The sequence below is a fragment of the Methanosarcina sp. 2.H.T.1A.6 genome (assembly GCF_000979455.1).
Lineage (GTDB): Archaea > Halobacteriota > Methanosarcinia > Methanosarcinales > Methanosarcinaceae > Methanosarcina.
The window spans coordinates 60,359-83,466 of the sequence record NZ_JJOY01000026.1 but is presented as its reverse complement, the minus strand read 5'-3'; the positions used below and the strand labels follow the sequence as shown (position 1 = coordinate 83,466).

The following is a 23,108-nucleotide window of genomic DNA, read 5'->3' as shown; positions in this document are numbered from 1 at the left end:
AGGATGAGAGGAAATCCGGGCAGTACACGCAAATTCCGTACATGCCCGAAATCCTGACTGATTAATTATAACACGTCATTCAGAGCTCTTGCAGCCGTGTAAACGCTTCCAACCCCAAAAATATACTGAGTTATTCTTATTGCTTCCATAACCTCTTCTTTTGTAGCCCCTTCCTGCATTGCCTGGATTGCAAGGTTCTTCACGCCGTCTACTGCACCGTTGGCTGCATCAAGCGACATTGCAATAAGAAGCTTGTATTTCATGGGCATTCCGCCTTCTGAAAATGCAAGTCCGCGCGTACTTTCGAGAAGCTTGAAAAATTCAGGATCTTTATCCATAATTACCTGCAATGGGTTTTCTGACAATTTATCGTCTCCTTATAGATATTTTTCAGAAAATTCGATTACATTTGTTAACTATATTTGTTCAGTTATCAGTCATATTACTGATTTCTATTTTACATATCATTCTTTTTAGTTATCAATTATCGGTCAGATTGAAGATTATACTTTAATTTAATCGAAGAAAACCGGTTCCAGCCGCTCAGGTGCAGGAAAAGACAAAAGATATGCAAATGACATGAAAAGCAGTAAAAAATAGTAATATTAAAAATTATACAGATTTCAGAGGGGGTAGGGGCATCTGGTTTTTACGGAGGTAGGAATTGGGGGGATAGGAGAATGGGGGGTTTGAAAAAAGGTTTTCAGATGCCCAATACATATATAATATCTGATAATATATAAAATATAGTTTATACTGCAATTGCTCAGCCTTTTTCCGGAGGTACTCAAATTATTTCAATAATTTAAGAGGTTTCACTTTTCTCTTTGATGTTCATAAGTTATTGTTCCTTCTTCGAGCCCGTCCCCCTTAAAAAGAAAACCATTCTTTTCCAGTACCCTGATCGAAGCCTTCAGATGTGGATATGTATTAGCTATAATGCAATCTTTTTTGAGGCTGGAAAAAGCCCACTGCAACATTGACCGGACAGCTTCTGTTGCAAATCCTCTGTTCTGGTACTCGGAAAGCATGGAGTATCCAAGTTCAAGGGTTCCATTCTCGTGGGCAAGAAATCCTCCACTTCCTATCAGCACAGGCAGTTTCGACCCTTCCTGACGCATGAGCCAGTAGAAGGTCCAGATTTTTCGATCTCTTGCCTGCATCCTTCCTATAAACTCTTCAAGTACTTCAGGAGTTATCTGGTCAGGTGGCCATTCTTGCGGGACATGCGCATTGAGGATAGAAGCAAATGCAGGGCGGTCATGCAACTCCAGAAGACATAGCTTCATAGTCGCAGGAACCAGAGACATTCTTTCTGAGTTAATAGGAAAAAGAATCAGGGGCATGCAATGGATTTGTATTTTATTAGAGATAATCTTTTTGGTAAGTTACCTCTAAGGTATGGAAATGAGAAAAGAATGTGGGGGAATGGGCATCTGAAAGTTTGGAGTGGTTTGGAGTGGGGGTGTAAAAGATGTTGGGGGTATGAAAAGAGGGTTTTTCAGATGCCCTAATCACATAATAATATCCGATGTTATATAAAATTAGTGATATATTGATTTTTTCTTAAGTTCTCTGAAAGTACTGTGAATTTTACTCTTTTTCAGGTTTAGCCTGTCCTTTCTTTTATCACTCTGCCGGAATATCTCCTGTAAACCCATTCGGCAGCAAAACAGGAAACAATCGTGAGTGCGAGCAGTCCCAGGGTGGACTTTGAATGCACGAATTCATAGTATGTCAGCACCACAAAGAAAATAAGGCTGCTGAGAAGGGAAGCCCATATCAGATAGGATTTTGCCCCGGTTTCCTTTAAAAGGTGGAGGTGGGAAGCGTTGACTGCTACATAAATTATGAGTATGGAAGCACTAGCAAGCATGCCAATTCCTTCAAGCTTGAGAAAGTTTGCGCAGAGGATGACAAGCCCCGAAGTGATAAAGAGCCCTTCCGTACCCCTGTTCCAGAGTTTCCTTTCGAAAAATTCGGGCAGTTCCCCTTCTCTTGCCAGCAGGTAACTTACGTTTGCCCCTCCGTAAAGGGAAGCATTGATTGCAGATGATGTCGAAAAAAGGGCAGCTAGAGCCATTATTTTGAAGCCAATGTCCCCCAGGAAAGGCTTTGCTGCTGCTGCAAGGGCATAGTCCTGTGCACTTTCAATTTCTGGGATTGAGAGGTTTCCTATCACAGCAAGGCTGACGAGCACATAGATAATAATGACCAGCCCTACACTTAAGTACAGGGCTCTCGGGAGATTTTTTTCCGGGGCTTTCATATCTTCTGCTGCGTTGGTTATCAGCCCGAAGCCCTGGTATGCAAGGAAAACCATTCCTGCCCCGAAAAAGACGTTTCCGGAAGTGGGCCAGGCCGAGACCGAGAGATTTGCCGGGTTCATATAAAAAAGGCCTGCAACGGCAAAAAGCAAAAGAATGCCCACTTTTATTGAAACAATAAAAAGTTCCGATTTCCCCACGGCTTTTGCCCCTACAAAATTAATGGCCGTAAAAACAAGGATAATAGCCGTGGCAAAGACATTGTCCCAGACCGGAGCCGAACCTGCCGGCAGGAAGGTTACTGCATAGTACGAAAAGCCTTTTGCATAGAGGGCAAGCCCGAAAACATAGCCCACCCAGAGCAGGAGGTTGAGTCCCCCGCTTAAAATCCCGTCTCCGAACCCCTTCAGGAGAAACTCCACCGGCCCGCCTGCCGAAGGGTACCTGACCCCCATTTTTGCATAGGAATAGGTGCTTAAAAGGGCAACAGCTCCTGCAATGATGAAAGATATATATATACCGCGTTTCCGGAAATCCGGGTAGCTGTCCCGAAAATCGAAAAAATGCCTGCTCCAACCATTGCCCCAACCCCGATTGAAGCCGCTGCCCAGAGCCCCATTGATTTCGTTCCTGCCATTTGAAAACCCCTATTTTTCTTTATCTCCTCGCTCTTTTATATTTATCTTCTCTCTTTTATTATTCTCCGCCCTCTTTTTTTGCTCATTTCTCTTTTAAAAATCAATCCTTTGCGATCAGGTAGCTTATACAGCCTAACTTTTTACAGATCAACTTTTGACAAATAATTCTTAAAAAAATTACCATGACACGGTTCATACTAGGCCTGCATTTTCCGCATGCAGGGAATTCATGGATTGAAGAATTAAGTGCCAAAATTAATAATCTCTGTAGAAACAGGCAAGTCATATTAAGAAGTGTACGTCTGCACCCATTTCTGCACAGTACATATATTTTGATATCATATTTTTCAATTTTATATATCAAATTTTATTTTCAGCGTTTTTTGAAAAAAGGTGAATTCATGGGTTTTCTGGCAAAAGATTCAGGTCAGTACAAAGATCCACACACAAAAATAGGGAGATCGCCGGGAGACGAGAATCGCCTTATCTATTCGGTTTTTGAGCAGATCAGGATAGGCATTGCAATTGTGGATGCTGAAAATATGTGTCTCAAGGTTAACCCATTGCGGGCTGAAGATGCAAACCGGGCAAAGAGTAACTTTTTAGCTTCTATGAGTCATGAGCTCAGAACCCCCCTGAATTCAATAATAGGTTTTGCAGATGTAGTAAGGGAGAAAACTTTTGGCCCCCTTAATGACAGGCAGGCAAAGTACCTTAACAACATTTCGATAAGCGGGAAACACCTTTTAAAACTTATTGATGATATCCTTGACCTCTCCAAAGTCGAAACCGGAAAGATGGAGCTTAACCCGTATGAATTCTCCGTGCCTAAAATATTTGAGGAAATAAAGATGACTCTGGCACCTCTGGCCTTAAAGAGAAATATCAAAATTGTATGGAAAACAAAAGGGGAACTGAAAAGCATAAGAGCTGACAGGACCAAGTTCAAGCAGATCTTATATAACCTCATAGATAATGCCATTAAGTTCACCCCGGAAAACGGACTCATAAAAATAGATACAGGGATTTCAAAGAAGAGTATATCTATCAGTGTTACGGATTCAGGCCCTGGAATCTCTATAGATGACCAGAAAAAACTTTTTGAACCTTTTACTCAGCTCGGCAAGTTCGAATCCAGAGAACAGCCAGGCACAGGTATGGGACTCGTGATTGTTAAAAAATATGTGGAAATGCATGGGGGAACCGTCCGGGTGGAAAGCAAAATAGGAACAGGCAGTAAATTCAGTATCATTATCCCTCTTACCCAGGAATAATCTTTTTCAAGGGGATACCCTTTTCCCTGAAAATTCGGCAGCTCTTTCCAACCTTTGTTTCTGATTTCTAACCTTTTTCTGATTTTTATCCATATTTTGCCTTAATTCAGGATTTCCAACCATTAATCCTTGTTTCCTACAAGTCATTTCTGATTAATGTTTCTGGTCTTCTTAAAAACTTACCCCGACAATTTATATTATTTCATTTATACGGAGGGAAAATATGGGACTTCTAAGTGAATTCAAAGAGTTCCTTTACGAATACAAGGTAATTCCACTTGCAATTGCCTTTATCATGGGTATAGCATCCACGGCTCTTATAAAGTCACTTGTGGACAACGTCATCATGCCAGTAATTACGCCTTTTATTCCTGGAGGCGCCTGGAAAACTGCAACAGTTGAGCTGGGACCGATAGTGATAAGCTGGGGGGCTTTTCTCGCAGAGCTGGTAAATTTCATTATTATCGCATTTGTGGTCTTTATCATTGCAAAAAAGATGCTGAAGGAAGAAAAAGTTGAAAAGAAATAACTCCCGGAAACAGAAGAAGCTTATAAGGAGCCTTTGAGTAAATTGTAAGCTTATATTTCCGGGTAACTTAAAACCCCTCAAACACCGAGAACTTCGTTGTTAAGTAAATCAAATGATCATATATGACTAATATATGATCATTTGATCCAGGACATCCTTGAAACCACGGTAAGAGGGGCTTTTGACAGGGACACAATTGCGTGGTGTTAAGTGACTGTATTGCCACCATGAACGCAGAGATTTAAAAGTTTCCCATAGAAGTAATCTTCTTGATGCTGAGGGAAGTCTGCACAATGGAGAAACTGGAAATCGTTTCCTGAATACCCTTCCTTTTTTGAGGAAGATTCCGGGGAAATGGCCTTAATAGATCAAAAAATGAAAAAAATGATGATTGCATAAAGAGTGTCATTGGTTTTCTGTAACCACCTCCTGATGGCGTTAACTTCAATCCTCACCCTTAATTTACCTCTATCTGATCGATATTATCTTCACTTACTTCTTTATCTTCACTTACTTCTTTATCTTCACATACTTCTTTATCTTCACTTACTTCTTTATCTTCACTTACTTCTTTATCTTCACTTACTTCTTTATCTTCACTTACTTCTTTATCTTCGCTTACTTCTTTATCTTCGCTTACTTCTTTATCTTCACATACTTCTTTATCTTCGCTTACTTCTTTATCTTCACTTACTTCTTTATCTTCACTTACTTCTTTATCTTCACTTACTTCTTTATCTTCACTTACTTCTTTATCTTCACTTACTTCTTTATCTTCACATACTTCTTTATCTTCGCTTACTTCTTCAATGTAATTACAGACTGGTTTACAAACAGGTTTATTTTCTTCACATACCGGTTTAGTGTCGTCACATACAGGTTTATTTTCTTCACATACAGGTTTATTTTCTTCACATACCGGTTTATTTTCTTCACATACCGGTTTAGTGTCGTCACATACCGGTTTAGTGTCGTCACATACAGGTTTATTTTCTTCACATACCGGTTTAGTGTCGTCACATACAGGTTTGGTGTCGTCACATACAGGCTTAGTGTCGTCACATACCGATTTAGTGTCGTCACATACCGGTTTGGTGTCGTCACATACAGGTTTAGTGTCGTCACATACAGGCTTAGTGTCGTCACATACAGGTTTAATGTCGTCACATACAGGTTTGGTGTCATCACATACAGGCTTAGTGTCGTCACATACAGGTTTAGTGTCGTCACAAACTTCCGTTACAGATATATAGTCGTATTTTGTTAGTGTATTATTGCCCATCTCATTCATTACCGTCAAGGTAACATTATATTTTCCTGCTGTAGAGTAAGTATGAATTGGATTCATCTCTGTTGAATTAGCTCCGTCTCCAAATTCCCAGTTCCAGGCTGTCGGGAATCCAGTGCTCATATCAGTAAATGAGATAGTTAATGGAATGATTCCAGATGTAACGTTGCTAGTAAAGTTTGCTACAGGAAATACTGATTCCGGTTCCTCTTCTGAGACAGTACCCATGTAAATGTCATTGCCATCAACCCAAACTATTCTGTTACCGTAGATCTCAGGCTCTAGTGCTGAGCCACTAGTGGTTATCTGAGTTTCTTCGGAATTGGAGAGATCGTACATGTAGATATTACGTCCATTGCGATAATCCTCCCACACTATCCTGTTACCATATATTGCAGGAGCATACGCTCCCCCACTTGTGGAGATCTGAGTTTCCTTCTGAGTTGAAAGGTCATAAATGTAGATATCGGTTATTCTATTGTAATCATCTCCGTTTTGATTACCGTGCCATACTACCTTATCACCGAAAATATCAGGATAGTATGGGTCGGTATAGGTGATCCCGTTTGTTTGCTGAGTGGAGAGATCATACATAACGATACTACTATGGTCATCTCCAATCGGCTTACACATCACTATCTTATCACCGTAGATAGCAAAACCGTAGAAACCAAGAATGCTTACTCCTCCAGATCCGCTGGTGGTTATCTGAGTTTCCTGTTGAGTGGAAAGGTTATGCATGATGAGATTGGTTTCGTCGTACTCACCAAAATTCTGCCACACTATTTTATCATTGTAGATATCAGGACCAGGGAAAGAAGCGTATGCTATTCCACTTGTAGAGATCTGAGTTTCTTGTTTAGTGGAAAGGTCATACATGTAGACATCGCATTTCTCATTGCGGTTATCATACCATACTATCCTATTATCATAAATTGCAGGATAGTATGCTGTTCCGCTTGTGGAGATCTGAGCTTCCTGTTTTGTGGAAAGATCGTACACGTAGAGATCACTTTTCCCATTACGGCTATCCTGATACACTATCCTATCGCCGTAAATATGAGGTTTAGATGCTGATCCACTGGTGGTGATCCGAGTTATCTGAATCTCGGAAGGAACGACTGGTTTTTGTGCCGGGGAGACTGCAACTTCACGAGGATTGGACCCTACATTCACTGAGGCTATAACAAGGTTTGTCGCAGTGTCAATTACAGAGACATTGTCGCTGCCAAAGTTCGTTACATATACCTTTGTTCCATCTGGAGAGACTTCAACCCCATTAGGAAGAGAGCCTACACCCACTGTAGCTGTAATAGTGTTTGTAGCTGTATCAATTACAGAAACAGTGCCAATGTCAAGAGCGTAGTACGGCCCATCGTCCCCTTTATACCAACCATTCGTCACGTATACCTTTGATCCATCTGGGCTGACTGCAACTCCATCAAGAAGCCCTCCTACAGGCACAGTATCTGTAACAGTGTTTGTTGCAGTGTCAATTACGGTGATATTGTTGCCGTTATTCGTCACATATACCTTTGTTCCATCTGGAGAGATTGCAATCCTCCAAGGATTTTCTGTATTCACCGTGGCTGTAACCGTATCATTTGCTGTGTCAATTATCGAGATATTGTTGCTGCCGTAGTTCATCACATATACCTTTGTTCCATCAGGAGTGACTGCAATTCCCCGAGGACGGATCCCTACAGGCACAGTGGCTGTAACAGTATTGCTTGCAGTGCCAATTACAGAAACAGTGCTAATTACACCAGTGTCGTTACCCTCATTTGTCACATATACCTTTTTTCCGTCCGGTGTGACTGCAATTCCCTGGGGGTCGATTCCTACATTCACCGAGGCTGTAACATTGTTGGTAGCTGTGTCAATTACAGAAACAGTGCCAATTTCAAGAGTATCTCCCCCCCAACTATCCACCACATCCAAAAACAAACGGCTCGTCACATATACCTTTTTTCCATCTGGAGAGACTGCAACTCCAGAAGGACGGTTTCCTACAGGCACAGTGGCTGTAACGTTGTTTGTTGCAGTGTCAATGACAGAGACGGTACCGTCTTCGGAGTTCGTAATATATGCATATGGTACTGCGCCTGCGTTACTCGGCTGCGCTAAAACAGTTATTGTAGCAAGTTTTGAATCCGTACCATTTGAGTTACTTACTGTAAGGTTAACAGTATAGGTCCCTGCTGCAGAGTATGTATGTACTGGGTTCTGTTCAATTGAAGTAGCCCCGTCCCCAAAGTCCCAGTTCCATTCTGTTGTATTTTCCGATGGGGCTGTAAACTGCACAGAAAGAGGAGAATAACCGCTTGTAATATTGGCGCTGATGTCTGCAACAGGGAGTTCTGGTCCCTCAGCCGAAGCAAGGGTAAACATGTAAATATCAGCATTTCCATTGCGTATATCTTCCCAAACAATTCTATCTCCGTAGATTGAAGGTTTTCCCTCTTTTGATCCCCATGTATCATCCTCAGATTCAAATCCTACCTTAACCGATCCGTTGACAGTTATTCGGGTTTCTTTTGATGTGGAAAGGTTGTACATGTAAATATCACGCCTGTTGCTGCGATCATCCACCCATACAATTCTATCACCATAGATCGCCGGATACCCCTGATTGAATTCATTGGTGGTTATCCGAGTTTCCGTGGAAGTGGAGAGGTCATACATGTAGATATCCCAGTTTCCATTCCGTTTATCCTCCCATACTATCCTGTCCTCATAGATAGCAGGAAGTCTTTGAATTGAATCATTGGTGGTTATTCGGGTCTCAGTCGAGGTTGAAACATTGTACATGTAGATGTCCAGGTTCCCATTTCGGGAGTCAGTCCACACAATCAAATCTTCGTAAATTGCAGGATAGTCATCATACGATGTATCAGTGCTTATCGGAGTTTTTACGGAAGTCGAGAGGTTGTACAAATAAATGTCATTAATCGACCACACTATCCTATCCTTGTAGATCACGGGATAATACACGTCGTCGGCTATTTTGGTTTTATTAGAAGTAGAGATATTATAAACATAGACCTCGTGGTTTGTACTCCCCGATTCTCCCCACACTATAATATCCTCGTAGATAGCGGGCAATTTTTTGTTTGAGCTATCATTGGTGATTTGAATTTCGTTGTGAGTGGAAAGATTATACATATATATATCCAAACCTCCATAATGATGCCCGGATTGATCAACATAGTTTCCAGTTCGGGAATCCATCCACACAATTCTGTCTCCATAGATCGCAGGATTGGTCTGTTCCGATCCATTTGTAGTTATTTGCGTTTCTGTTCCCGCTTCCCTACTACTATCATCTGCAGGCGACCCGGCAGAAGCAAGGGTAAACATGTATATACCGCCACCTGGGGGTAGCCACACAATCCTGTCCCCGTAAATAGCAGGTGAGCGGCCAGAACCCAGCTCATGTACACCCTCGGAAGTCAATTCGGTTTTAGTGGAAGTGGAAATATTATACATGAAAACATGATCTCTAAAATCCCACAAATCCTGAGTCCACACTATTCTGTCCTCGTAGATATCAGCAGAACCAGCTCTTTCATAGGCTATTAAAGATCCAGTGGAAGTGGAGAGGTCATACGTATTAATCATGTGTTCATTTCCAACAGCATCTTCTTGTTCCCATACAATTTTGTTCCCGTAGATTGAGGGGTTCCACATCCTCACTCCGGGAGAAAGCTGAGTTTCTGTGGAAGTGGAAAGATTGTACACGCAGATTGCGTTGTATACGGTTAGATACGAGTACGGTGCAAGTTCCGGATCATCTATTGGTACTTCGGCCACCCATACTATTTTGTCCCCATAAATCGCAGGCTCACTCTGATTTGATTCATTGGTGGTTATCCTGGTTTCTGTGGAGGTTGAGAGATCATACAGATAGATATCCAGGTTTCCGTTACGGTCATCCTGCCATACTATTTTGTCTTCATAAATCGCAGGCTCACTCTGATTTGATCCACTTTCAGTTATTTGTGTTTCTGTGGAAGTGGAGAGGTCGTACATGTAGATGTCCAGGTTCCCGTTTCGATTGTCCTGCCATACAATTCTGTCCTCATAGATCGCAGGTTTGAATTGTGTTGAATTATTGCTGGTTATCTGAGATTCCGTGGAAGTGGAGAGGTCGTACATGTAGATATCCAAGTTTCCATCATGACCAAGATAAAGGTCCCAATAGTCCGTCTGGCCTTCATCATTCCGGTCATCTACCCATACAATCCTGTCTCCATAGATATCCAGAGATGTTTGATTTCCTTCATTGCTAACAATCCTGGTCCTCGTACCCTCCTCCAGAATTGCAGCTGCATTCCCTACAGTCGTCAGAAATAAAACAAAAAATATCCCAAAACAAATTGTTGTCTTTTTGTTTATTTTCATCTGATTACACCCCTTATTCAAAATTGAGTTTTTTACCCTGGTCTGGTTTGTTCCAGAATCCAGTTATTTCTGCGCTCGCATACTGAGCTCCAAACTTACAGAAATAATTGATATTAAGTCACTAAAAAATTAGGGGGATATATATATATTCCGATTTGAGTCGAAATTAAATAATTTATTAAATATTATAACTACTAATTAGCAAAAATGTGTAATTTATAATAATATATAATTACAATTATCATCAAAATAGTCACATGATGCATCAATTCGCAAATATGTCAAAAAATAGAAATTTTAATAGACAGACTTGCAGCTCTGCAGTGCACTTTCCTCTGAGTTGCTCTTCCTGAGTTGTGCATCAGGATCAGAAAAAATCTATGATTTTTCATTTAGTTGCACTGCAAGCGCAACAGCACGCCGTCCTTTTCGCTTTGCTCCCCGAGTTGCGCCTCGGGAGAACGCGGTCCTTTTCGCTCCACTTCGTTTCGCTCAAGAGGACGAATTTAGGGGTTTTAGCAGTGAGCTTCGATCAAGAGTGCTAATTTAGGGGTTATAACAGTGAAATTAACTCGGGAAAGCTAAATTACGGTTTCTCGGATTCATACAACACCTTCGAAGCTTTAGTCTTTTTATCCTGCTCTACAAAGTAGAGCGGTCTTACAAACAGAAAATGAACAAATCAAATTTTTCCTGAAAAATAATTTTATGAGTCTATTTTTCATTTTGGCTTTTCTTCTTTATTAACAGGACCGTTTTTAACAAGACCGTTTTTAACAGGACCGCCAGATAAGCTGGTGGAGGCATACTAAAAAGTCTGATTAAAAAACGGTCTCAGGATTAAGGAAAGTATTTCTCAGCCGGAGGAATATTTTTTCCCTTATAACTGGATTTCTTATAATCGCGATCCGTATCATTTAGCTTTTTGTTTTTGATCTGGACTGGAAGCCAGCTTCAGCCCCTGGCTGGCGTAAAGAAAATAAGAAAAACCCCTCACGGACTCCGGAAAGGATCAAACAATTAATCAGGAACTACCCATATTTTCTGTGAGAAACTGTGAGAAATATACTTAATTCATGATTTTGGCATAGTTCGTAATTTAGAACAATGCTATTTTGATTACTCAGAATGCAACTACTTTACTCACATCCATTTTAACCAGGCATAAATCCCCTGTATTCAGGTTAAGAGCATCAGCAAACTGTGCAGGCAGTTCTGCAGTCAGGGACTTTTCATGCTTTGTAAGTTTAAGTACGATTCTTTTCTTTGGACCCTTGATGATGATGCTGTGGACATATGCAGGATAGATGTTTTCGTCCTGGTCCTCAGAACCGGAGCCCGGAAGGAGAAGTGTTATGTTTTCCGGGTGGATCCCCCAGGAAACTTTATCCCCTTCCTTCAGGTTCAGGGGCTTTACCGTGATCCGCATGCCTCCGCTCTTTAAGACTGTGCATTTTGGACCTGCATCATATCCCTCATCCTGCTCCTCAACCCACGCATCACTAAAAATATTTGATATACCGACGAATTCTGCTACGTGAATATTCTTCGGGTTATAGAAGATTTCTTCAGGGGTTCCGAACTGCTGGATTTCTCCCCTGTATAAGATGAGAATCTTATCAGCTAAAAGAAAAGCTTCGTCCAGGCTGTGCGTAATGAACAGCAGAGGTATCCCGATTTTTTTTTGCAAATGTTTTATTTTTTCTGCAAGTTCGATTCTTATTACCCTGTCAAGTGCGGAAAACGGTTCATCAAGCAGCAGCAGTTCAGGTTTCGGCGCAAGAGCTCTTGCCAGGGCTACTCTCTGCTTCTGCCCGCCTGAAAGCTGGGAAGGATAACGAGTTTCCAGTTCTTCGATATGCAGGAGGTCAAGCATTTCCCTGACTCTTTTTTCCTTATTACCTTTTTCCCACCCTTTAAGCCCGCATTCTATGTTTTTCCTGACATTCATGTGGGGAAACAGGGTATAGGTCTGAAAGACAAATCCAAGGTTGCGTTTCTGGATTGGGAGGTTTATTTTCCGGCCGCTGTCAAAGTAAATTCGGTCGTCCACCGAGATATTTCCGTCATCAGGCTGCGTGATTCCTGAGATGCATTTCAAAAGCGTAGTCTTTCCGGACCCCGAAGGCCCAAAAAGCACCACAAGTTCGTTTTTCATTTCAAAATTGACATCCAGAGAAAAAACATTCCTTTTTCCTTTTTTTTCGCTACCTTCAGCTTCATGATAGCATTTTTTTAGTTCAACTCTGGCACCCAAGCTTATACCTCAACTTATACCTCAAACTTTTCTCGGTCGATAAATTTTCCGGTCAGAGAAATGGACAGCAGGGACAAAATTACCAGGATCAGGACCAGCACCTGGGCAAGTTCGTTATTGCCGGCCTGAAAAGCACTGTATATTGAAATTGACATTGTATTCGTTTTTCCCGGAATATTTCCTGCCAGCATAAGGGTTGCTCCAAATTCTCCTACCGCCCTTGCAAAACTCAGCACCAACCCTGCCAGTATCCCTTTTTTCGCAAGAGGGAGGGTTATGAGCAGAGCAGTTTCAAGCTCACTTCTTCCAAGGATATAAGCGGCATGTTCAAGCTCTTTATCCACTGCTTCTATGGCTGCTTTTGCGGTTCTTACCATAAGGGGGAGGGAAACCGTATAAGCCGCAATAACTGCTGCCTGCCAGGTAAACATGATCCCGGTCCCCAGAACTTTGAAAATCAATTGCCCGAGAAACCCATTTTTTCCCACCAGGACGACAAGGAGATAGCCAATTACCGTAGGAGGGAGGACAAGGGGAAGGGTCACGAACAACTCCGCAAGTCCTTTTCCCCGGAAATCATGCCTTGCAAACACATAAGCTATAATTACGCCACTGCACAGTACGAGAAGAGACGATATGGTAGCTATCCAGAAAGTAATGAGTATTGGGAACCATATCTTGTCCAGCATAGGGATCATTTCTTACGCTTTAATTTTATGGTTTTATCTTATGGTTTTATCTTGTGCTTTTATTCGGATTCAGGGGTGAACCCGTATTCTTCCAGTATTTCCTGCCCTTCTTCTCCGGCTACGAAATCAAGGAACTCCTGTGCTTCTTCTTTGTGCTCGGAGGAGGAAACCACAGCTATCGGATAGCTTACAGGGGTACTTACAGGCACACTGCCAATGATTTTAATCGTTCCGGGCTCTGCAGTCTTTGCGTCAGTCATGTACACAAAACCTGCATCTACCTCTCCCCTCTCAACATATACAAGGACCTGTTTGACATCTTCGGCAAGTATGGTCCTGTTTTCGAGCTGGTCCCACAGGCCTGTTTCGGTCAGTGCTAGGCGTGCATATTTTCCTACAGGGGCAGTATCAGGGTTCCCTATGCTGATTTTTTCAACTTTGGGGGATATCAGGTCTTCTATTCCGGTTATATTAAGGGTACTGGTTGCAGGGACTATAAGCACAAGGGAATTTTGAGCAAAGTCTTTTCTGGAGCTGTTTTCGATCAGCTCTTCCCCGGAAAGTATATCCATGTGATTCTGGTCAGCCGAAGCAAAAACATCTATAGGAGCCCCACCTTCGATCTGCATGCGCAGGTTTCCGGAACCTGCAAAGTTCATTTTCACGTCTATGCCGGTGTTTTCGGCTTCAAACCGGGACTCCATATCCGTAAAAGCTTCGGTAAGGCTGGCAGCTGCAGAAACGGTCAGGGTATCAGGTCCCTGCTCGGCAGCCGGCGATATCGCCATTGCCAGAATCAATATTCCTAAAACAGCAGCAGCATAAATAACTATTTTGTTTTTTTCCATAATTATTTCCTCTCACCTATTTGATACAATTTTATGAATAAACCGTTGTGTTTTTAAAAACATAACGATTCATTCTGTATTTTAATAGTATAAGAAGATTCCCGGTGTAGGTCTAATGAAGGCTTTAAAAGCAAATAAATGATTATCGGACTTTTTTAACAGAAGCTCACACTTCACAATTCAGAATAGACCTTTGTGAACTCCGCACCAATTGTAATTATAATTGAGATATAATAAATCAGGAGAAATAACCCTACGATTGACCCGACTGCTCCATAAACGCTTGTAAGGTTGACGTATGTGAAATAAAGACCAAGGGCATATTTGCCTATGGTTATGAGAATTACTGTTACCAGCGACCCTACAAAATCAGGTTTCAGATCTAGCTTTGTATTGGGTAATACCCTGTAGACAAGCATGAAAAACAGGACAAGGATAAGGAAACTGGCTATGAAGCCAGCGTATTGGGCAAGAACCGGGGGGAAGGGGAAAATCCCCTGGAACAATTTTGAAGCTGCATAAAGAACCCCTTCAATAATTATGCTAAGCGCAAGGAGCCCTCCAAAAACAATCACTACGAAAAAAGACACGATTGAATCCCTTATAAAGTCTTTAACCGTACTGGACTCAGCAGGTTCAATATCCCAGGCGCTCTCTAGGAATTTCTTCAATTGTCGGAAAACATTGCTTGCACTCCAGAGAAGAATCACAAAACCAATCAATGCGCCTATTGAGAGGGAATTAACTTCCGGGATGTATTCGAAGAGCGCACTAATCATATCAATCACCCTCTGATCAACGAGTCCCTGCAGGTTATCGATTATGTTGTCCTGAATCCGTTTTGACCTTAAAAAAAGACTTCCTACGGATACAGAAAATAACAGAAGAGCAGGAAGGCTTAACACAAAATAATATGCCAGCGCAGCACTGTAAGTCTGTGCATTGTCTTCCACCCATTCCTTTATCGTTCCGGTGACCAGCTTTCCTATATACCCCAAATTCATATTTCCCCTTAATTCATAATATATGGCTCTTTTATTAAACATCTCTTATCAAAATTCTGCAAATTATTTGGCATGAAAGTAAACAGAAAATATGGGTCGAATTCAGGATTTTAAGCCGGAAATTGGTTTTTTGATAAAGAACATAAAATATGGTAACTCTGGATTACTTAAAGGATAGGAAGTAACTGTGGATGACCTAAAGAAGAGGGTTGATAAAATTATTAAATAAGAGAGATTCCTCAAATGGAAGAAAACTTCGGGGTTCAAATGGCAAAACTTCAGAGTCCAAATAGGAGAAAACTTCGGGGTTCAAATGGCAAAACTTCAGAATCCAAATAGGAGAAAACTTCAGAGTTCAAATAGGAGAAAACTTCAGGGAGCTTTATAAAAAATCCCTCAAATTCGGAATATACGCATAAAGTTGCATTTCAAATGAACTCACTTCTCCAGCTTTTTTTTGCCTGAGATATTCCTGAAACTTTTCGGTCGCCTCTTTCCGCAAATCTTCAGGCATACCACTGCTTCTTACCATTGAAACAAATGCATCGGACCCCTTTTCCTCCATGGTTCTGATTAGCCAGCATAAAATGTTGTGCCTTGTAGTATCATTAGGATGGTCCAGCAGCTCAAACATTGTGGAGGCGTCTTCAGAAGAGATGTAATCACAGATGCTAACCGAAGCTCTTGCCGAAATAATCCCTCCTGAGGTTTTGAGAGTAAAAATCAAACTTTCCTTTATATCATTTCTCTCATCTTCTGAAAAGCCTGTGGAATCAATGCCCTGAAGCCCAACTGTAGAAGCCAGGACCATAATACGAGTTTTTCTTTTCTCTCAACCCTTTAAGGAGGCAGCTTACCCTGATATCCTCAGGTATAAGGAACGGGTGAAAAAGCAGATTGGATACTGCCTGATGGCTGTTCCACTTCTGAAGTACGGAGCGAACCTTCTTAACATCTTTTCTATTTAATTGCATTAGTTTCGACCTTATTTCCATTAATCCATCCAGATCCTCTGCCTCAAGAAAAGCTTTCAGATCCGGACTTATTCTCATAGAAAAAATACCCATATACGGTATCTCCAGGTGTTATGCCCAAACTGTGAAGTGAAATTAGAATGAAAAATCTTTGCACATATATTCAATATAAATACAGACTTGAGTTTCTATAAAAATATTAACCTATTTGAGATACGACTTTAACTTTATTACACTTAAGAGTATCTATTATACTCTTTTTTGACGATTTAAATTAGAAATGTTAGTAATATCAAGCAGTAACCTGGCAAAATATAAATTGATTTATATAAAAGTACGTACTAAATATTACAGACTTAAAACCAACATTTTTCCAAGAAAACCGAATATATAGACTTCAATAATTACGTAGGGGATCAGCGTGGGTAAGTTTAGGAGAGTTGGGAGAAGCCTCGACCGAATTGCGCTTTGGGATCACAGTAAATCTAAGATTATTAAGGAGTTGCGATGTAATCGCAACAGTAAGCAGTCCGTTTCGGCAGATTTGCGGCTCTGCAGTACGCTGCTCTTTTCGCTGTGCTCAAGAGAACTAATCTATAAGTTTTAGCAGTGAGCTTCGCTCGCTCAAGAGGACTAATTATGGTTTTAGTGGTGAGCTTCGCTCAATAGGACTTAGACTTTTTGTTATTATAAGAAAATTGAGGGATTATTTTTAGAGGGGTGATAATTATAATGGCTAATCCTAGAAGAATAAGGAAAGTAAGGAAGAGTATGCCGACAATTGAGGGGGCAGGAGTACATCTGAAGAGGGCTTTTGGGTTCAAGCATGTGCCTGAACTGGACCCTTTTTTGTTGCTCGATGACTTTCATTCGGAAAAGCCGGAGGAGTATAGTATGGGATTTCCCTGGCATCCTCATCGGGGTATTGAGACTATTACTTATGTCCTGCAGGGGGAGGTAAGGCATGAAGACAGCTTGGGAAATAAAGGTATAATCCACCCAGGAGAGGTGCAGTGGATGACTGCGGGGAACGGGATTATCCATCAGGAAATGCCACAGGGAGATGAGAATGGGACTCTGTGGGGGTTTCAACTCTGGGCAAACCTTCCTGCTTCACACAAGATGATGAATCCGCGCTATCGGGAGATCAAAAACAGCCGGGTGCCCGAGCTTTTCATGGAAAAAGGGCTGAAGGTAAGGATTATTTGCGGAGATGTGAACGGGGTTGAAGGGCCAGTGCGGGAAATAGTAACCGACCCCGAATACCTGGATGTAACAGTGCCGGCAGAGGAAAAGTTTTCCCATATAACAGTTCCCGGGTACACTGTCTTTGCGTACGTGATAGAGGGCAGCGGAAATTTCGACAGGGAAAAAGACCCTTGCGCCTTTGAGTTTGAAGGAGAAAGATATCTTGACCCGGCAGAGGATTGTGTGATAGATAAGGAGACCCTGGTCCTCTACGGGGATGGGGATTCGATCGAGGTTACTGCAGGAGATAGAGGTGTGAGGTTCCTTCTTGTATCGGGGAAACCCATTGGTGAGCCTGTTGCCTGGTATGGGCCAATTGTCATGAACACGCAGGAAGAATTAAAAATAGCTTTTGAAGAATACAAGAAAGGCACATTTATCAAGCATCCACGAAGAATCAAGCCCCGGGCAGATTGACCGGGAAAACACTTAGATATTTTTTTGATTGTTTTCCCGGAAGTTACCTCTTCTTTTGATCCTGAAACCTGTTAGATAAAACTCTATCCTTAAGCAGGAATTCTGGAAATTTTTGTTATATATAAACCACATTTTGTTATATTTATGTCGCATTATTTTATTAATTTATAACTTAACCTTCCATTGCAGGCAAAAACTAGAAATATTAGAATATGTTAGATATATCTAACTTAATGTTGTAAATATCAAATAATATGTTATAAATAAATAACATACATTCGGTAATCTGCAAAAAAAGCATGGAAAAAATATACTGAAAAAAGAGGATAAAAAGCATGGAAAAAAGATACATGAACAAACTGGTTCCTGGAATAATCATTATGCTTGCCGGGATGCTTTCGGCAGCTTTTCATACGTTTGATATGTCTATCTCTATTTTTATGATCAACCTGGGTCTGATCCTCTTTATTATAACAGCCTTCAGACTTTTCAGACTGGGAGGCCTTCCGGACAGGGATGAGAGAACAAAAAAACTGGCAGCTTACGGGATAACTTATTCCTGGCTTCTGACGTTAGTGCTCATTGCAGTGCTCTACTGGGTGGAATACTTCAAACTGGTTGAACTTACTGTAGGAGGCGTGCTTGGTATACTTCTCATTTTCATGAGTATCTCCGCAAATGTTTTCAGGTGGCATTTCATGCAAAAGGGCGATGTTGAGTAAGGACCTCCGGAGGATAAAGAGTGAAAACAAGGATCAAAGAGCTTCGAGCCAGGCATGACCTTACTCAAGAAGCCCTTGCGAGCATGGTGGGGGTTAGAAGAGAAACCATCGTTTTCCTTGAAAAAGGAAAATACAACCCTTCTCTAAAGCTTGCCTACAGGATAGCCAGATCACTGGACGCCACGATTGACGAACTGTTTATTTTTGAGGACTCGGATCTCGAATGAATACCGGGTTAGAAGGAGCATTAATAACTGAAATAATGGGATCGGATCTTCTCAGATATTAGAGAAAAGTCCGGGGAATTTTTTGATAACTGGAGATCAGGGGCACTTATATCCCGAAATCTCTTAAAAAAGACACGAAGTCCTCATATTTTTCCAGAAACTGTTTACCTTTCTGGGTTAAAGCATACACATTCCTTTTCCCTTTATACTGCTTTAATTCGACCATCCCTTTGGATTCAAGTTCCCCCAGGTATTCTTCAAACATCTGGTAGGAAAGATTGGAAAACCTTTGAAGTTTTGTAGGACTGATTGTACTATTGGAGTCGCGGATAACATTAAGAATATCCCGGATAATTTCAAGCCTGCTTCGTTTTTGAAAAGGCTTCATTTCAGAAGAATACGGCTCCATTTTCTTATTCCTTTGAGAATTATTACATAAGCGAGAAGGGTCAATAAATCAAAAGCAGAGCTTATCATTTCTGCGGACTTTCCTTCGAGAAGGGTCGAAATATTACCCAGGAAACTCAGGGTAAAGAGCAGAATCAAGCCCAGATAATATGGGTGGGTTATTGGTTTTGTTTCTCCACCCGAGCGCATGTTTGACCTGATCAATAGCAGTATAAACACAAAAATAAAGGCCTTGTAGCCAAAGGCATAATAGTCTCCCACAATTACTGAGATAAGTATGTAGACTAACGTATCCATCAGCGTGAGAAACATGAGAAACATGAAATAAAGGAACTTATAGAATCTGTCTCCCAGGGTTCCCTCTACCATTTTCCAGCTAATCGAAGAGAGTAGGTTTACCTTGGCAAACCAGAAGCATACCCCGGCTAAAATAAAAAGCGGGATCATACTAAAGGCTAAAATGTATAAAGATGATGCAGTTGAGGATTTGGCCAGCAGGAACACAAGGTCCAGAACAAGCAGAAAAAAATTAGCGAGCCCGTAGAAAAAAAAGGTATTTTTAAAGTATCTAAGCCCTTCGTATTCCATGAATGAATAGATCTTCGAAGTTTCCCGAAAGATCTGTATAGCTAAGCCTACCATCAGAGCATATAAGAAAAGATCGAATATGATATCGGACATGCTGGCAGAAGCTACAGCTTCTGAGACCTGATTAAGGAGTTCTTCACTTAAAGTTGCATTGAATAAGCCAGCGGTCATCCATCACCTTCAACAGTCCTGTATTATATATATTTTTGGAAAAATGGAGGTCAACTATACTTTTCAACTAGCTCCCATTTTTATATATGTGCCCTGTATAGAAGGCTGTGTTAAAAGAGTCTGTTTGAAAATAAGGAGTTTTTTCTCATAAGTTAAAAGAATAAGCAATTTTTCAGGTGATCATATGGAAACAATTGGTTTTATTGATGCTTTAAAATATCCATTCAACAGGCCTAAAAGGCTTCTATACGCTCTATGGATGCTTGTCCCGGTGATTGGATGGCTTGCACTTTTTGGTTACGTTGTCAGAATCGTCAACGAATTTATCGAAGGTAAGTACGAGGAGCTCCCCCAACTTCACTTCACAGATGATTTGACATTCGGGTTTTCGATGTTCCTGAAATCACTGCCTTTCTGCATTGTGTATATCGCTCTGCTGGCTGGCATAATGACGATTGATGAAGATATAGCCGATATCCTGAACATTCTTCTCGGGTTCTTTGTGCTTCCTATCCTTCATGTAAACTTCTACAGGAAACAGACTGTTGGGTCGTACTTTGATTTAGGGAAACTCGGTTATGTCATGGATAACATCGGCGACTATATTGTTACGATGCTAAAACAGTATGCAACTTACATTATATTCTTAGTACTTTTCATTGTTCTTGTAGGCATACCTGCCCTGTATTTCACAAGCCTGATATTTGCTGCAAACTTTTATGGCCGGTTTGTTGAGGAACAGGTTGAGCAGGTTCTGTGAAGATTTCCAATTTTGTCCAGAATTTTTGGCCAGAATTTTTGGCCAAATATATTTTTAATTTTGTGGGGGCTTTGTTACAAAGCCCTTATTTCATGTTATTATTTACCAGTGTTGCACCCCTGTTTTGTAATTTATTTCGAGTTGCGTATCCATGTAAGAGATATCTCAGGCCTTCCACAGGCAGACAGAAAAAATGGAGGTAAAATACATTTTTCAACTACAGCATGTTTTTATATAAGTGGGGCTTAAGGGAAGCGTATGGATAAAACGCTGATTGCCTTCAGGGACGTCTGGAAAACTTACCAGATGGGAGAAATCCAAGTCAATGCCCTGAAAGAAGTGAACGCAGAGTTCAGGAAAGGCGAGTTTACCGCAATTATTGGCCCGTCAGGCAGTGGAAAGTCCACAATGATGAACCTTGTGGGCTGTCTTGATGTCCCTTCAGAGGGGGAAATCTTCCTGAAATCCAAAAACATTGCCAGTTTAGAGGAATCGGATCTGGCCGCGTTGAGGGGAAAAACAATTGGATTTATCTTTCAGCAGTACAACCTTATTCCGGGAATGACAGCCCTTGAAAATGTGCTTTTGCCCCTGGAGATACAGGAAATTGATGATGATATCGCGGAAAAAAGGGCAAAGGAACTGCTGACCCTGGTAGGGCTTTCCGATAAGATGAAGAACAGACCCTCCCAGCTCTCAGGAGGCCAGCAGCAGAGAGTATCGATTGCAAGGGCTCTTGCCAGCAACCCTGATATCATCCTTGCCGACGAACCCACGGGTGCCCTGGACAGTGTTACCGGAAAAGAAGTAATGACGATGCTTTACAGACTGTGGAAGGAAAACGGGAAAACCGTAATCATGGTTACCCATGACATGCACCTCGCACAGTACGCCCAGAGGCACATTGAATTAAAAGACGGAGAAGTGGTTCGGGACGAACCAAACCAGGACCAGTTCTGTCCTGAGTACTGAAGGGAATTACAGAGGAATTAAAAATGTTTCTTGAAAAAATAAGACCTGAACCAGTTAATAGTAAAAAGATTATGAGTCAAACCTTGACTCGTAGAGGAATTGTTAATAAAAACCTAATTTGCAGACAGCTTTTTGGATTCTTCATGGTACTGCTGATAAGTACAACTGCTTTCAGTTCTCCTGCCTTTGCTCTGAGTACTCAGGAGAAAGGAGTAACTGTTGACCTGCTTAACCAGGACCCTGACCCTGTAAAACCCGGAGACATTCTGGAAGTCCGGATTTCTATCCAGAATATGGGATATGAAGCAAACGATAACTGTATTGTTAAAATTGAACCCAAATATCCCTTCAAAGCCCTGCCAGGAGAAGAACTGTCAAAAGACATTGGTACTCTGGGAAAACGATCTACAGATGACCGCGAGAAGGTAGTAAAGTTCAAGGTGGGAGTGGAAAACGATATCAATAAAGGAAAATATCCCTTAAAGGTTCTCTTTTATTCAAATGAAGGAAAAGACAAAGTTTCCCTTACAAAGGATCTCATGATCGCTGTTGACAGTGAATCAAATGCTGAGATTGAGTCCATCAGCCTGGAGAGACTGGTTCCCGGGGAAAAGACAAACCTTACTTTCGGGATCAAAAATGTGGGCAATTCTCCCCTGAAAAATGCGATGTTTTCCTGGGACTGTGCAAACGATGTTATCCTTCCCGTGGGTTCGAGCAATGTAAAGCATATCAACCTTATCGATGTGGGGGAAACTGCAAATGTCACCTTTGAAGTTCTTACAAACGTAAATACTGTTCCAGGCCTCTACAAACTGGATATGACTCTTACCTATGATGATGTTGAAGCACTCAAGACCATCACGGAAGCCGGTACACTTGATAACGAGAAACGGAAACAGATAAAAAGCAAGGCTGGAGTCTACATCGGGGGCACCACTGATTTTGATATTTCTTACATGGAAAGAAGCCTCACAGGAGCTTATACCTTTTCGGTCTCGAACATCGGAAACAACGCCGCAAATTCCGTGAAAGTTTCCATTCCCCAGCAGGCAAACTGGACCATCACGAACGGCGGCAGCAATTCGGTAGTTCTCGGCAACTTGCAAAAAGGGGACTATACGGTTGCGGATTTCAATCTAAAGCCGGCTACATACGGCAAAGAGCTGCCTCTCAAATTTGAAATTAGCTACACCTCAAGTGACGGGCAGAGACAGAACGAAAAACAGGAGCTTTCACTTTACACAACCCAGTCCCCTACAAATGGAAATTCAGGGTCAAATGAAAATTCAGGGTCTGAAGAAAGCTCAACTGCTTCATTCTCATATAAATTAGTTCTCATAGTTGTTTTGGGAATTGCAGGTGTCCTGGTGTACAGGAAAGTTTCCAATAAGAGAAAAATGAAAGAGTGAATCCCACGAAA

The 23,108-nt window shown here is 41.4% G+C and carries 21 protein-coding genes; 8 read left to right on the top strand and 13 right to left on the bottom strand.

All coding sequences use genetic code 11. From position 1 onward, the window contains the following. Positions 1 to 65: 65 nt before the first annotated feature. The 4 genes from EO98_RS07240 to EO98_RS19135 all read right to left on the bottom strand — a co-directional run bounded on the left by EO98_RS07240 (position 66) and on the right by EO98_RS19135 (position 2,904). Positions 66 to 365: a carboxymuconolactone decarboxylase family protein gene (locus EO98_RS07240; RefSeq protein WP_235283533.1), complete on the bottom strand. Its 300-nt coding sequence runs from the start codon at positions 363 to 365 to the stop codon at positions 66 to 68. Positions 366 to 815: 450 nt separating this feature from the next. Continuing rightward, complete coding sequence (locus tag EO98_RS07235; protein ID WP_048139174.1) at positions 816 to 1,310, bottom strand: GNAT family N-acetyltransferase; 495 nt, start codon at positions 1,308 to 1,310, stop codon at positions 816 to 818. A gap of 299 nt (positions 1,311 to 1,609) precedes the next feature. Then, complete coding sequence (locus tag EO98_RS07230) at positions 1,610 to 2,767, bottom strand: APC family permease (protein WP_235283536.1); 1,158 nt, start codon at positions 2,765 to 2,767, stop codon at positions 1,610 to 1,612. After that, the gene (locus EO98_RS19135; protein ID WP_235283531.1) at positions 2,743 to 2,904 is read right to left on the bottom strand and encodes a hypothetical protein; all 162 of its coding nucleotides are present in this window, start codon (positions 2,902 to 2,904) and stop codon (positions 2,743 to 2,745) included. The genes EO98_RS07230 and EO98_RS19135 overlap by 25 nt, the downstream gene beginning before the upstream one ends. Before the next feature lie 402 nt (positions 2,905 to 3,306). On the opposite strand from EO98_RS19135, the gene EO98_RS07225 reads away from it, so the two are divergent. Both EO98_RS07225 and EO98_RS07220 read left to right on the top strand, forming a co-directional pair. After that, positions 3,307 to 4,179, top strand: a complete 873-nt coding sequence (locus tag EO98_RS07225; RefSeq protein WP_052734470.1) for a HAMP domain-containing sensor histidine kinase — start codon at positions 3,307 to 3,309, stop codon at positions 4,177 to 4,179. Positions 4,180 to 4,402: 223 nt separating this feature from the next. Continuing rightward, a complete protein-coding gene (locus tag EO98_RS07220) occupies positions 4,403 to 4,708 on the top strand; it encodes an MscL family protein (protein ID WP_048139172.1) in 306 nt (101 codons plus the stop codon). A gap of 457 nt (positions 4,709 to 5,165) precedes the next feature. Here EO98_RS07220 and EO98_RS18340 read toward each other — a convergent pair whose 3' ends face one another. The 7 genes from EO98_RS18340 to EO98_RS19125 form a co-directional block, all read right to left on the bottom strand. Then, positions 5,166 to 10,400 (bottom strand): PKD domain-containing protein, encoded by a 5,235-nt coding sequence (locus tag EO98_RS18340; RefSeq protein ID WP_156161057.1) that lies wholly within the window; start codon positions 10,398 to 10,400, stop codon positions 5,166 to 5,168. A gap of 1,123 nt (positions 10,401 to 11,523) precedes the next feature. Then, positions 11,524 to 12,657 (bottom strand): ABC transporter ATP-binding protein, encoded by a 1,134-nt coding sequence (locus tag EO98_RS07210; protein WP_235283530.1) that lies wholly within the window; start codon positions 12,655 to 12,657, stop codon positions 11,524 to 11,526. 14 nt (positions 12,658 to 12,671) lie between these two features. After that, positions 12,672 to 13,355, bottom strand: coding sequence for a molybdate ABC transporter permease subunit (gene modB, locus EO98_RS07205; protein WP_048139168.1), 684 nt, complete (start codon positions 13,353 to 13,355; stop codon positions 12,672 to 12,674). Between the two features lie 50 nt (positions 13,356 to 13,405). Further along, positions 13,406 to 14,134 carry a molybdate ABC transporter substrate-binding protein gene (modA, locus tag EO98_RS07200; RefSeq protein WP_369799031.1) on the bottom strand — a complete coding sequence of 243 codons (729 nt, stop codon included), beginning with the start codon at positions 14,132 to 14,134 and terminating at the stop codon, positions 13,406 to 13,408. Positions 14,135 to 14,367: 233 nt separating this feature from the next. Beyond that, positions 14,368 to 15,198: a YihY/virulence factor BrkB family protein gene (locus EO98_RS07195; RefSeq protein ID WP_048139165.1), complete on the bottom strand. Its 831-nt coding sequence runs from the start codon at positions 15,196 to 15,198 to the stop codon at positions 14,368 to 14,370. Between the two features lie 382 nt (positions 15,199 to 15,580). After that, a complete protein-coding gene (locus EO98_RS19130) occupies positions 15,581 to 16,009 on the bottom strand; it encodes a hypothetical protein (protein ID WP_235283529.1) in 429 nt (142 codons plus the stop codon). Then, on the bottom strand, positions 15,972 to 16,250 hold the full coding sequence (locus EO98_RS19125; protein WP_235284781.1) for a hypothetical protein: 279 nt from the start codon (positions 16,248 to 16,250) through the stop codon (positions 15,972 to 15,974). The genes EO98_RS19130 and EO98_RS19125 overlap by 38 nt, the downstream gene beginning before the upstream one ends. A gap of 654 nt (positions 16,251 to 16,904) precedes the next feature. Between EO98_RS19125 and EO98_RS07185 the strand changes: the two genes are divergently transcribed. From EO98_RS07185 to EO98_RS07175, 3 genes are all read left to right on the top strand, one after another. Then, complete coding sequence (locus EO98_RS07185; RefSeq protein ID WP_048139164.1) at positions 16,905 to 17,837, top strand: pirin family protein; 933 nt, start codon at positions 16,905 to 16,907, stop codon at positions 17,835 to 17,837. 335 nt (positions 17,838 to 18,172) lie between these two features. Beyond that, entirely contained in the window at positions 18,173 to 18,559 is a 387-nt protein-coding gene (locus tag EO98_RS07180) for a hypothetical protein (RefSeq protein ID WP_048139163.1), read from the top strand. Positions 18,560 to 18,579: 20 nt separating this feature from the next. Continuing rightward, entirely contained in the window at positions 18,580 to 18,786 is a 207-nt protein-coding gene (locus EO98_RS07175; protein WP_048139162.1) for a helix-turn-helix transcriptional regulator, read from the top strand. A gap of 106 nt (positions 18,787 to 18,892) precedes the next feature. Here EO98_RS07175 and EO98_RS07170 read toward each other — a convergent pair whose 3' ends face one another. Both EO98_RS07170 and EO98_RS07165 read right to left on the bottom strand, forming a co-directional pair. Next, entirely contained in the window at positions 18,893 to 19,195 is a 303-nt protein-coding gene (locus EO98_RS07170) for a winged helix-turn-helix domain-containing protein (RefSeq protein WP_235282888.1), read from the bottom strand. Continuing rightward, positions 19,171 to 19,953 carry a hypothetical protein gene (locus EO98_RS07165; RefSeq protein WP_048139159.1) on the bottom strand — a complete coding sequence of 261 codons (783 nt, stop codon included), beginning with the start codon at positions 19,951 to 19,953 and terminating at the stop codon, positions 19,171 to 19,173. The genes EO98_RS07170 and EO98_RS07165 overlap by 25 nt, the downstream gene beginning before the upstream one ends. A gap of 184 nt (positions 19,954 to 20,137) precedes the next feature. On the opposite strand from EO98_RS07165, the gene EO98_RS07160 reads away from it, so the two are divergent. The 3 genes from EO98_RS07160 (at position 20,138) to EO98_RS07150 (ending at position 23,097) form a co-directional block, all read left to right on the top strand. Then, on the top strand, positions 20,138 to 20,713 hold the full coding sequence (locus EO98_RS07160) for a DUF4013 domain-containing protein (protein WP_200895286.1): 576 nt from the start codon (positions 20,138 to 20,140) through the stop codon (positions 20,711 to 20,713). A 258-nt stretch (positions 20,714 to 20,971) separates the two neighbouring features. Further along, the gene (locus EO98_RS07155) at positions 20,972 to 21,685 is read left to right on the top strand and encodes an ABC transporter ATP-binding protein (protein ID WP_048139157.1); all 714 of its coding nucleotides are present in this window, start codon (positions 20,972 to 20,974) and stop codon (positions 21,683 to 21,685) included. A gap of 143 nt (positions 21,686 to 21,828) precedes the next feature. Further along, on the top strand, positions 21,829 to 23,097 hold the full coding sequence (locus EO98_RS07150) for a COG1361 S-layer family protein (protein ID WP_235283527.1): 1,269 nt from the start codon (positions 21,829 to 21,831) through the stop codon (positions 23,095 to 23,097). The last annotated feature ends 11 nt before the right edge of the window (positions 23,098 to 23,108 follow it).